The 5976-nt window shown below is 72.3% G+C and carries 5 protein-coding genes; 3 read left to right on the top strand and 2 right to left on the bottom strand.

The genetic code is table 11. The features are described from left to right. The first annotated feature begins 78 nt into the window (after positions 1–78). The 3 genes from ACFU7Y_RS38360 to ACFU7Y_RS38350 are packed head-to-tail and all read left to right on the top strand — an operon-like array spanning position 79 to position 3144. Positions 79–381: a hypothetical protein gene (locus ACFU7Y_RS38360; RefSeq protein WP_380771126.1), complete on the top strand. Its 303-nt coding sequence runs from the start codon at positions 79–81 to the stop codon at positions 379–381. Positions 382–432: 51 nt separating this feature from the next. After that, the gene (locus tag ACFU7Y_RS38355) at positions 433–981 is read left to right on the top strand and encodes an NUDIX domain-containing protein (RefSeq protein ID WP_224283265.1); all 549 of its coding nucleotides are present in this window, start codon (positions 433–435) and stop codon (positions 979–981) included. Between the two features lie 45 nt (positions 982–1026). Next, positions 1027–3144, top strand: a complete 2118-nt coding sequence (locus tag ACFU7Y_RS38350; protein WP_374120064.1) for an acetoacetate--CoA ligase — start codon at positions 1027–1029, stop codon at positions 3142–3144. 85 nt (positions 3145–3229) lie between these two features. Here the strand turns inward: ACFU7Y_RS38350 and ptsP are convergent, their stop codons facing one another. Both ptsP and ACFU7Y_RS38340 read right to left on the bottom strand, forming a co-directional pair. Further along, positions 3230–4900: a phosphoenolpyruvate--protein phosphotransferase gene (ptsP, locus tag ACFU7Y_RS38345; RefSeq protein ID WP_380771125.1), complete on the bottom strand. Its 1671-nt coding sequence runs from the start codon at positions 4898–4900 to the stop codon at positions 3230–3232. A gap of 95 nt (positions 4901–4995) precedes the next feature. Next, a complete protein-coding gene (locus tag ACFU7Y_RS38340; RefSeq protein WP_224283262.1) occupies positions 4996–5445 on the bottom strand; it encodes a PTS glucose transporter subunit IIA in 450 nt (149 codons plus the stop codon). Positions 5446–5976: the final 531 nt, after the last annotated feature.

Raw genomic sequence — 5976 nt, 5'->3', positions numbered from 1 at the left:
TTCAAATGACTCACCGGCCCCGGCCCGCTAAATATATCAAACGACCACGCCCGCATCCTTGCCGACGGCCTCGACCGGGTGCGCGCCAAACTCGAGTACAGCCCGCTGGCCACCGCCTTCCTGCCGTACGACTTCACCATCCCCGAGCTCCGCGCCGTCTACGAGGCGGTCTGGGGCGAGAAGCTCCACCCCGGCAACTTCCACCGCAAGGTGCTGTCCGTGCCCGGCTTCGTCGAGAGCACCGGCACCACCACCGAGCGCGGCGGCGCCCGCGGCGGCCCCCGCGCCCGCACCTACCACGCCGGCGACGCCCGCCTGCTGCACCCGGCGCTGCTCCGCCCCACCCGCGACGGCACGGCCGACGACCCCGGGGCCCCCTGACGTTCCGCAGCTCGCGGCAACACCGTCGACCCACCGGGCTACCATCCGGCCATGACCACTGACGAAGCGATCCAGACCGCCCACCGGCCGTTCTCGCACTGCCACTTCTGCGGCACGCCCTACCCGCCCGGCACCCGCACCTGGCCGCGCACCTGCCCCGGCTGCGCCGAGATCAGCTACCGCAACCCGCTGCCCGTCGCGGTCACCGTCCTCCCCGTCACCCGCCCCGGCGCCGACCCCGCGCTGGTCGTCATCCGCCGCACCATCGAACCGGGCTACGGCGAACTCGCCTTCCCCGGCGGCTACATGGACTACGGCGAGAGCTGGCAGCAGGCCTGCGTGCGCGAACTGCAGGAGGAGACCGGCATCCCCGCCGACCCGGCCGAGGTCACCCTGATCCACACCGCCTCCGACCCCAACGGCCGCTTCGTCATGCTCTGCGGACTGCTCCCGGCCCGCCCGCTCGCCGACCTCCCGCCCTCGCGCCCCACCGACGAGACCGACGGCTGGCTGCTCGCCACCGCCGAAACCCCGCTGGTCTGGGACTTCCACAACGGCGTCCTGCGCCGCTGGTTCAGCGGCGAGTTCACCCCCCGCTGACCTGCCGTCCACCCACCGGCCGACCCTGGCGCGGCGGGCGATCACATGGCATGGTCTGCACCGACAGCCCAACCGGACGGGTCTGCCACGAGCCCTCCCGTCCCCACCACCGGCCGGGAGACCACCACCGTGAGCACCCCACCGCAGGATCAGCCGCTCTGGCGCCCGAACCCCGCTCGCGCCGCCGCCACCACCCTCGTGGCCTTCCAGGCCTGGGCCGCCGAACACCACGGCGCCCCGGCCGCCCCGCTCGCCCCGGTCGCCGACGACCAGCAGGCCGCCCAGCGCTACGCCGACCTGCACGCCTGGTCCACCGGGGACCTCGACCGCTTCTGGACCGCGATCACCCAGTGGTTCGACGTCCGGCTGGCCACCGACCACTGCACCACCGTCCCGGTCGAGATCCTCGCCGACGCCACCATGCCCGGCGCCCGCTGGTTCCCCGGTGTCCGCCTCAACTACGCCGAGCACGCCCTGCGCGCCGCCGAAGACCCGGCCAACGCCGATCGCCCGGCGATCCTCCACCTCGACGAGACCACCGAGCAGCCGGCCGCCCTCACCTGGGCCGAACTCCGCCGCCAGGTCGGCTCGCTGGCCGCGGCCCTGCGCGCCCGCGGTATCGGCCCCGGCGACCGGGTCAGCGCCTACCTGCCCAATGTCCCGCAGGCCGCCGTCGCCCTGCTCGCCACCGCAGCGGTCGGCGCGATCTGGACCAGCTGCGCCCCGGACTTCGGCGCCCGCAGCGTCCTCGACCGCCTCCAGCAGATCGAACCCGCCGTCCTCTTCGCCATCGACGGCTACCACTACGGCGGCAAGGACCACGACCGCACCGAGGTCGTCGCCGAACTGCGCCGCGAACTCCCCAGCCTGCACACCGTCGTGCACGTCCCGCTGCTCGGAGCCCCCGCCCCCGAGGGCGCCCTGAACTGGGACGACCTGGTCGCCGACGAGGTCGAGCCGGTCTTCCAGATGGTCCCCTTCGACCACCCGCTCTGGGTCCTCTACTCCTCCGGGACCACCGGCCTGCCCAAGGCGATCGTCCAGAGCCAGGGCGGCATCCTCCTCGAACACCTCAAGCAGGCCGGCCTCCACCTCGACCTCGGCCCCCAGGACCGGTTCCTCTGGTACACCTCCACCGGCTGGATGATGTGGAACTTCCTGCTGGCCGGCCTCCTGGTCGGGTCCACGATCGTCACCTACGACGGCAGCCCCGGCCACCCCGACACCGGCGCCCTCTGGTCGGTCGCCGCCCGCACCGGCGCCACCGTCCTCGGCACCTCCGCCGCCTACGTGATCGCCAGCCGCAAGGCCGAGCTCCACCCCGGCCGGGACCTCGACCTCTCCGCCGTGCGCTGCATCGGCACCACCGGCTCCCCGCTCCCGCCCGACGGCTTCCGCTGGATCTACGACGAGGTCAAGCAGGACGTCTGGCTCGCCTCTGTCAGCGGCGGCACCGACGTCTGCTCCTGCTTCGTCGGCGGCGTCCCCACCCTCCCGGTGTACCTCGGCGAGATCCAGGCCCCCTGCCTCGGCGCCGCCGTCGAGTCCTGGGACGTCCAGGGCCACCCGCACACCGACACCGTCGGCGAACTCGTCGTCACCAAGCCCATCCCGTCGATGCCCACCGGCTTCTGGAACGATCCCGAGGGCACCCGGTACCACGACAGCTACTTCGACACGTACCCCGGCATCTGGCGCCACGGCGACTGGATCACCGTCACCTCCCGGGGCACCGTCGTCATCCACGGCCGCTCCGACTCCACCCTCAACCGTCAGGGCGTCCGGATGGGCTCCTCGGACATCTACGAGGTGGTCGAGCGCCTCCCCGAGATCGCCGAGTCCCTGGTCATCGGCCTGGAGGAGCCCGACGGCGGCTACTGGATGCCGCTGTTCGTCGTCCTCGCCCCCGGTGCGGAGCTGAACGACGACGTGATCGGCCGCATCCGGACCTCGCTGCGCACCGAGCTCTCCCCGCGCCACGTGCCCGACGAGGTCATCGCCGTCCGCGGCCTCCCGCACACCCTCACCGGCAAGCGGATCGAGGTCCCGGTCAAGCGCATCCTCTCCGGCACCCCGCTGGAGCAGGCCGTCAATCCCGGCTCCGTCGACCACATCGAGCACCTGCGCTTCTTCGAGCGGCTCCGCCTCGACCGCCAGGCCTGACCGGCCCCCAGACACACGACGAGGCACGAGAAAGGGGTGCCCCCACCGTCCTGGGTGGGGGCACCCCTCTCGCGTCGCTCCGTCCTCACTCGCCCGAGAGCACCTGCTGCGCGGCGGCCCGCGCCTCCTCGGCACCGTCCGCGGCCCGGGCCGCCTCCGCCGCCCGGCGGCACTGCGCCAGTGTGTACTTGGCGAGCGTGGTCCGCACGTAGGGGATCGAGGCCGCGCCCATCGACAGGCTGGTGACGCCCAGACCGGTCAGCACCACGGCCAGCAGCGGGTCGGAGGCCGCCTCGCCGCAGACGCCGCAGCTCCTGCCGCTCGCCCGCGCGGCGTCGGCCGCCGAGGCGACCAGGTCCAGCAGGGCCGGCTGCCACGGGTCCTGGAGCCGGGCCAGCGCACCCACCTGACGGTCGGCCGCGAAGGTGTACTGGGCGAGGTCGTTGGTCCCCAGGGACAGGAACTCGACCTCCTGGAGGATCGCCCTGGCGCGCAGCGCGGCCGACGGGATCTCGACCATCGCACCGAACTTGGCGTCCAGCCCGGCCTCCCGGCACGCGGTCGCGAAGTCCTTGGCGTCCTTGCGGTCGGCCACCATCGGGGCCATCACCTCAAGGTGCACCGGCAGGCCGTCGGCCGCCTCGGCGAGCGCCTTGAGCTGGGTCCGCAGCACGTCGGGGTGTTCGAGCAGGGTGCGCAGACCGCGCACGCCCAGCGCCGGGTTCGGCTCGTCGCCCGGGGTCAGGAAGTCCAGCGGCTTGTCAGCGCCGGCGTCCAGCACCCGCACCACGACCCGGCGCCCGGGGAAGGCCTCCAGCACCTTGCGGTACGCCTCGACCTGCTTCTCGGCGCTGGGCGCCTTCGCCGAGTCGTCCAGGAACAGGAACTCGGTGCGGAACAGGCCGACGCCCTCGGCACCGTTCTCCAGCGCGGCCGGCACGTCGGCCGGGCCGCCCACGTTGGCCAGCAGCGGCACCCTGTGGCCGTCCGAGGTCTGCCCCGGGCCGGAGGAGGCGGCGAGCGCGGCCTTGCGCTCGGCGGCGACCGCCCGCAGCTCGTCCTGCTTCTCCTGGGAAGGCTCCAGCAGCACGTCGCCGGAGCTGCCGTCCACCGCGACGACGGTGCCCTCGCCGACCTCGATCGCACCCGGCAGCGCCACGACGGCCGGCACACCCATCGCCCGGGCCAGGATGGCGCTGTGGCTGGTCGGCCCGCCCTCCTCGGTCACGAAGCCGAGCACCAGCGTCGGGTCGAGCAGCGCGGTGTCGGCCGGCGCCAGGTCCCGCGCGAACAGCACGTACGGCTCGTCGCTGTCGGGCACGCCCGGCATCGGCACACCGAGCAGCCGGGCGACGATCCGGTTGCGCACGTCGTCCAGGTCGGCGACCCGCCCGGCCAGGTAGTCCCCGGCGGAGGCGAGCAGCGCCCGGTAGGCCGCGAACGCGTCGTAGACACCGCGCTCGGCACTGCTGCCGACGGCGATCCGGCGGGACACGTCGGCCATCAGCTCCGGGTCCTGCGCCATCAGCGCCTGGGCCTCCAGCACGGCCTGCGCCTCGCCGCCCGCGAGGTTGCCGCGCGCGATGAGGTCGGCGGCGACCGCCTCGACGGCGGCCTGGGCACGCGCCTGCTCGCGCGGGGCGTCCTCGGTCGGGATCTGGGTGGCCGGGGGCTCCAGCACCGCCGTCCCCATGTGCCGCACCTGGCCGATCGCGACCCCGTGGCTCACGCCCACGCCGCGCAGCGTCTTCTCCATGTCACCTGTCTCCGCTGAGATGAGCGGCCCGCCGGGAACCGCTGTGTGGGGGCCGCCCCGTCATCTCGTCCGGGGCGGGTGTCGGAAGGAAGAGGTCAGCTCCAGCTGAACAACTGGTCGCCCGCCTTGGCCTCGCCGTCCTCCCGCAGCGCGCCGAGCGACTCGGCGGTGGCCTCCAGCGCCACGATCGGCGAGATCGGCGACTTGCCCGCGGCCTCGACGGCAGCCGGGTCCCACTTGATGACGGCCTGACCGCGGGTCACCGTGTCGCCCTTGTTGACGAGCAGCTCGAAGCCCTCGCCGTTGAGCTGAACCGTGTCGATCCCGAGGTGGGTCAGAACACCGTGGCCCTCGGCGTCCACGACGACGAACGCGTGCGGGTGCATGGAGACGACGACACCGTCAACCGGAGCGACCGCCGTGGTCTGCTCACGAACGGGGTCGATCGCGGTGCCCGGGCCGACCATCGCACCCGAGAACACCGGGTCGGGCACGCCCGCGAGCCCCACGATCTTGCCGGTCAGCGGCGACGTCACAGTGGTCATGGTTGTGCCTCCCAAATGCGCAGTACAGCGAGCGGCCGCGAGGAGCGGCATGACGATCAACTGAAGCCTAAATCATGTCAACTTAGGGCATCTTCTGACATTCCAGGGCGAAGGCCCTGCCCGCGCCTACCTGTCCGGCCGGCGGCTCACCGACCTGCGAGTGGTCTAGTCCTCTGGGTCGATGCGCCGCACTCTACAGGCATCTTGGCGAATCGGGACCATTGCTGTATATGCTCGCGAGAGCAACAAATCATGCCGCCGCCCGGAGGGCTCCCGGCGTGGCTCGATTCGCGCTCTGGCCACCGACCGGCTATGGTTGGTCGGGTCGCCGCGACTCCGCGGTTAACGCCAGATTTCGGATGCGAAAAGCCCCGGTAAACGGAGCGGAAAGCGTCTGATAAGCTGGAAACACGAAAGAACGAAGCCCGGAGGGCCTGCTGGAAGGCGGTCCGAAGGAAGCGTCCGTTCCTTGAGAACTCAACAGCGTGCCAAAAGTCAACGCCAGATATGTTGACATCCCCGGCCTCAGGT

The organism is Kitasatospora sp. NPDC057542 (assembly GCF_042801945.1).
In the GTDB taxonomy this organism is placed as follows: domain Bacteria; phylum Actinomycetota; class Actinomycetes; order Streptomycetales; family Streptomycetaceae; genus Kitasatospora.
Note: the sequence above shows the minus strand (reverse complement) of the source record. Positions and strands in the feature narration are given on the sequence as shown.

Excerpts from the sequence above, each read along its gene's own strand:
- ACFU7Y_RS38355 (WP_224283265.1), top strand. The coding sequence starts at position 433 with ATGACCACTGACGAAGCGATCCAGACCGCCCACCGGCCGTTCTCGCAC.
- ACFU7Y_RS38350 (WP_374120064.1), top strand. The coding sequence starts at position 1,027 with ATGGCATGGTCTGCACCGACAGCCCAACCGGACGGGTCTGCCACGAGC.
- ptsP (WP_380771125.1), bottom strand. The coding sequence starts at position 4,900 with ATGGAGAAGACGCTGCGCGGCGTGGGCGTGAGCCACGGGGTCGCGATC.
- ACFU7Y_RS38340 (WP_224283262.1), bottom strand. The coding sequence starts at position 5,445 with ATGACCACTGTGACGTCGCCGCTGACCGGCAAGATCGTGGGGCTCGCG.